This window comes from Leptolyngbya sp. FACHB-36, assembly GCF_014695955.1.
In the GTDB taxonomy this organism is placed as follows: Bacteria; Cyanobacteriota; Cyanobacteriia; order Leptolyngbyales; family Leptolyngbyaceae; genus FACHB-36.
This window is the reverse complement of record NZ_JACJPG010000243.1, coordinates 1-4,771: the sequence shown is the minus strand read 5'-3', so window position 1 is coordinate 4,771 and position 4,771 is coordinate 1. Positions and strand designations below refer to the sequence as shown.

Here is a 4,771-nt window from a genome sequence, read left to right as displayed (position 1 = left end):
TCGGTCATAGCGCTACGAAACAGCGTAGACGGAGTTGAGCCGTCACGAGCCACAGCGAGCCAGTGCTTAATCAACGGATGCGGCGGGACATAGACACGCAGTTGAAGAGTCATGGATGAAAAACTGACAGGTGTATCGCAAATTGATTTTACTCGCTTCCCGGCTACTTCATTACACAAAGGCAGCGACCGTAGCGCAGGGTGTGAGCTAAAAAATTGACTGAAAATTCACTGATCCGCAAAGTGTTATCAATAACTGCTGTCAAAACCGCTTTGGGTATGCTACTCACAACTCGCGCTATGTAGGAGGGAAAAAGCCGCCGGTAAGAATTGACAATACTTCTCAATAAGCATAAACTGACTTACAGTGTTCTCCTCTCTGAAGGATCGGCAGGCGGGATTGGTTAGCAATGCAGACCAGTCCCCTTTTTCATAGGCAGCAACCGCGTTCCACTTCCAGATAGACTAGAAACGTCTCTCCAGTGTGATGGTTCATGGCTGTCTTTGATCGCACCCCAACGTCTGCTTCTGCTGCTTCGTCTAAGAACTCTCCACCTTCTGACCTCGATGTTATTGTGATTGGCTCTGGTGTTGGTGGATTGGTTACAGCAACCCAGCTTGCAGCAAAAGGAGCACGAGTCCTTGTGTTGGAGCGCTATGTGATTCCCGGTGGCAGTTCTGGATTTTTCGATCGACAGGGCTACCGGTTTGATGTTGGCGCGTCAATGATTTTCGGCTTTGGGGAGCACGGTACAACAAACCTACTGACTCGCGCCCTCAACGCCGTTGATGTGCAATTGGAGACGATTCCCGATCCCGTGCAGATTCACTACCACCTGCCGGATGGATTGGAGCTAAAAGTTCATCAGGACTATGAGAAGTTTTTGCAAGAGCTAATCGATCGCTTTCCCCACGAACAGGTGGGCATTCGTCGCTTTTACGACGAGTGTTGGGCAGTGTTCAACTGCCTGAATGCAATGGAACTGCTGTCGCTAGAGGAACCTCGATACCTAATGCGGGTGTTTTTTCAGCACCCGTTCGCATGTCTGGGTTTGGTGAAATATCTGCCGCAGAACGTTGGTGATATTGCCCGTCGCCATATTCAAGACCCGACGCTGCTAAAGTTTATTGACATAGACTGCTACATCTGGTCAGTAGTGCCTGCCGATCGCACGCCCATGATTAATGCGGGGATGGTCTTCAGCGATCGTCACTACGGTGGCATTAACTACCCCAAAGGCGGCGTTGGTCAGATTGCTCAAAAGCTGGTCGAAGGCTTAGAAAAACACGGTGGGCGCATTCAGTACAAAGCTAGAGTCAGCAAAATTCTTCAGGAAAACGGGCGCGCTGTGGGAGTGCAGCTGGCGTCGGGCGAGGTGATTCGGGCACAGCACATCGTCTCGAATGCTACTCGCTGGGACACCTTTGAGAAGTTGATCCCCGCTGAGCAGATGCCCGCATCCGAGCGCAACTGGCAGCGACGCTATCAAAAGTCGCCTAGCTTTCTCAGTGTGCATCTTGGCGTCAAGGCGGATGCTGTACCAGCAGGAACCGAGTGCCATCACATTCTGTTGGAGGACTGGAACCGCATGGAAGACCCAGAGGGAACGATTTTTGTGTCGATTCCAACGCTGTTAGACCCAGATCTGGCTCCTCCTGGCTATCACATTATTCACACCTTTACGCCGAGTTGGATTGAAGACTGGCAAAACCTAACCCCCAGTGAGTATCAGGCGCGCAAGGAGCACGCAGTTGATCGGCTAGTCGATCGTTTAGAGACGATTTTCCCTAATCTGTCGATAGGACTGGACTACCAGGAAGTCGGGACACCCCGCACACATCGCCGCTTTCTTGGTCGGGACGATGGCACGTACGGTCCCGTTCCAGCTAAAAAACTTCTGGGTCTGCTGGGAATGCCGTTTAACCGCACTGCAGTTCCTGGTTTGTACTGTGTGGGCGACAGTACCTTTCCGGGGCAGGGACTAAACGCCGTTGCCTTCTCTGGCTTTGCCTGTGCGCACCGGATTTCTGTGGACTTGGGCTTGTAGACTGACGCACCTGCCGCGCTGATTTGCTAGAGCCAAGCATTTGGCTCACTCATTTTAGTAACGGCGTGGCGCTAAATACACGTTCTTTGAGTAACCGCGTCAAAGCCTAATTTATTCTGTTGATAATGTTCTGCCATTAACGGACTCTAAGGAAACTATTATTTTGTAGTTAAAGCTACCAAATAGTAGTAAAACGCTCAACATTTTGCGCTCTATGTCTTAAGAAGAATCGCTTGCGATAGAGCATAATCTGAGTTGACGCAAAATATTCTCCCATTGGGTACTGTATGAAATGCGATCGGCTGACTTCAATAGAAAAGGTGCAATCACTCTTGTATAGTTGTCTCTAGTTAATCACGTCTAAACCAGAGGTTAACCTAGTTTCTGAAGTCAATTTGAACCGGAGTTCGCTATACTCGATGAGGCTGATTTATACAGACTGACGCAGGGTTTGATGAATTCACAAGAAATTCATCTTACATGCTTCAATCTCGTGCATAGCTTTATAAAATTCGCACTCCTGGTTTGTATTGTGGTAGACAGGAACCCAAAATTCGTTTCAACGTTCTACTGTCTGTAGAGTTTCTAATTAACTGCTTGAACGATTCCCATCAAGTGAACGATCATGTCTAACTCAGAATTTGCTCTTCGCAGTAATCGCTTCGCTTCAAACAACGCTTCACCAACACCTAAATTTCGCTTCGATTTGCTGCATCCAGTCCGCCAATGGTTAGATGGTGTGCCGATCGAAAATGCAAAGCTTGCTCGATTCCTCTACAAAGCGATCCCAGGGCATTGCCCCTTCGAGCGCGATATTATTGTGCTGGGTCATAAACTGGCGCATATCCCACCGCTGTGCAAGCTCAATCCGCTTTACGATCAGCTAGTTGGCTTGCGCTTCCGGTCCATGTGCTACCTAGTAGAGCAGTGCGGCGAAGCGCTCTAAGTAGGTGAAATGAGTTCAAAAAGATGAGACAGACGTAGGATAGGCAAAGCCGTTCCGGCATCTCAAAAAATCGATCGTGTGATCCTTGCCGCCCAAGGGTACGTTGCGGCTGCGCCTAACACATCCTACAACCAATTTTTCTTGCTACTTAATTCGATGGATTCAGCTTGGACTGAGCCATCATCGAGTCCAGAAGCGTCTTTTCTCGCTTGAGGCTTTCTTTCTCGCGCTTTAGGGTTTCTTCCATCACCTGAATCTGCTCTTTGCGGGCTTCTAGCTCTAAGGCGCGACGATCGAGCTCCTGGCTTTGCAGCGTCAGCGACTGCCGCCACTGTTCAGCGCGCTCGGTTTCTTGCTGCAGAAAAGCAGGCGTGATCCCCGTGAGCAGAAACTTTTGAACCAGTTCCAGCACCCACTCCTTCGCGTCATTTACCGATAGAACCTGCCGATTACTGGTCAGTTCTATGAGTACGAGTGCCCCTTCATTAAACTGAGCTGGCTCTGCTACCAAGACAAGCTCGTCATCGTTCAGAACCGTCCATGTGTGTTCTGAGCGCTGACGCGCTAAGAGCCGCAGCCCTGCTTTACCTAAAATCCCCTTTTTTTGCACCTGAGCCAGATACAACATGCTTCTGTCTCGCTATATTCCTTAAGAAAAACAAAGTTGCTTCCCCGTTTGAGAGTTCCCCAGAGGAAGCCGCTATTGACAGTTGAATAAGTTGGATCGTGGCTCCACCCTAACGTAACCCCGTCACCTTGAGGAAAGTATAACCTGTCTCATGAGAGGCTACGAAAGGGTACTGGAAAGCTAGCCGTTTTCCAGTAGGCTAGAGTCGCGTTAGCCGATCGCGCAGAATTTCTGCTTGCTTCTCTAGCTCCGCCAAACTGCTGCGCGCTCCTTCTACAACCTCTGGACGGGCTTTGCTGACGAAGTTCTCGTTGCTCAGACGCGCTTGCAGCGATTGCATTTCGGCTTCAACTTTATTAAGCTCCCGCTGTAGCTTGGCACGCAGCGCCTCGACATCGACAACGCCCGTCAGCGGGATCAACACCTGCACCGTTCCAGTAACGCCTGCAATAAATTGGGCATCGGAGGCGTCTACCTGAGCAGTGAGGGTGAGGGTCTCCACCCTAGCGAGGTCCTGGATGTAGGACTGTCCAGCGAAGAGAATCTGACGCTCGCGATCGCTGTCGCTTTGCAGGACGGCAGAAATCTTCGTACCTGGTTTGATTTCTGCCTCTGCTCGCAGGTTACGCAAGGTGCGAATTGTCCCGATTAGCAACTCAAACTGCTGCTCTAAGTCGGGATCGATCAAGCTGGGCTGAGGGACTGGGTAGGACTGAAGCGCTAAGTAAACACGATCGCTGGATTGAGTCAGCGTGTGCCAAATCTCCTCGGTAATGTGCGGCATGAAAGGATGCAGCAGCTTCAGAATGCCTTCCAGCACGAATGCGAGGACCTGCTGAGCCGATCGCTTGGATTCGGCATTGCTACCTTGCAATCGCGACTTGACCAACTCGATGTACCAATCGCAGAAATCTCCCCAGATAAACTCGTACAGACCCTTGGCGGCTTCTCCTAATCCATAGCTGTCTAAGTCAGCGCGGGTCTGCTGCGTCACTTGATGAAAGCGAGAGAGCACCCACTTGTCCGCCAACTCTAATGTCTCCACGCTGGGGCTTCCTAGCTGTTCTGGCGTCTGTCCGCCCAGATTCATCATCACGAACCGCGAGGCGTTCCACAGCTTGTTGGTGAAGTTACGGGAGGCTTCTACCGA

Annotated in this window: 4 protein-coding genes and 1 pseudogene; 2 read left to right on the top strand and 3 right to left on the bottom strand. The window is 50.6% G+C overall.

From position 1 onward, the window contains the following. Positions 1-113: pseudogene (locus tag H6F43_RS22150) on the bottom strand (uracil phosphoribosyltransferase); the annotation flags it as partial. A 380-nt stretch (positions 114-493) separates the two neighbouring features. On the opposite strand from H6F43_RS22150, the gene crtH reads away from it, so the two are divergent. Next, positions 494-2,047: a carotenoid isomerase gene (crtH, locus tag H6F43_RS05925; RefSeq protein ID WP_190341622.1), complete on the top strand. Its 1,554-nt coding sequence runs from the start codon at positions 494-496 to the stop codon at positions 2,045-2,047. A 625-nt stretch (positions 2,048-2,672) separates the two neighbouring features. Next, positions 2,673-2,993, top strand: a complete 321-nt coding sequence (locus H6F43_RS05920) for a Mo-dependent nitrogenase C-terminal domain-containing protein (RefSeq protein WP_190341620.1) — start codon at positions 2,673-2,675, stop codon at positions 2,991-2,993. Positions 2,994-3,141: 148 nt separating this feature from the next. Here H6F43_RS05920 and H6F43_RS05915 read toward each other — a convergent pair whose 3' ends face one another. Together H6F43_RS05915 and H6F43_RS05910 are read right to left on the bottom strand one after the other, a co-directional pair. Next, a complete protein-coding gene (locus H6F43_RS05915) occupies positions 3,142-3,621 on the bottom strand; it encodes a hypothetical protein (RefSeq protein WP_190341619.1) in 480 nt (159 codons plus the stop codon). Between the two features lie 199 nt (positions 3,622-3,820). Continuing rightward, the coding region (locus tag H6F43_RS05910) for a class I tRNA ligase family protein (RefSeq protein ID WP_190341617.1) at positions 3,821-4,771 on the bottom strand (951 nt) is incomplete at its 5' end.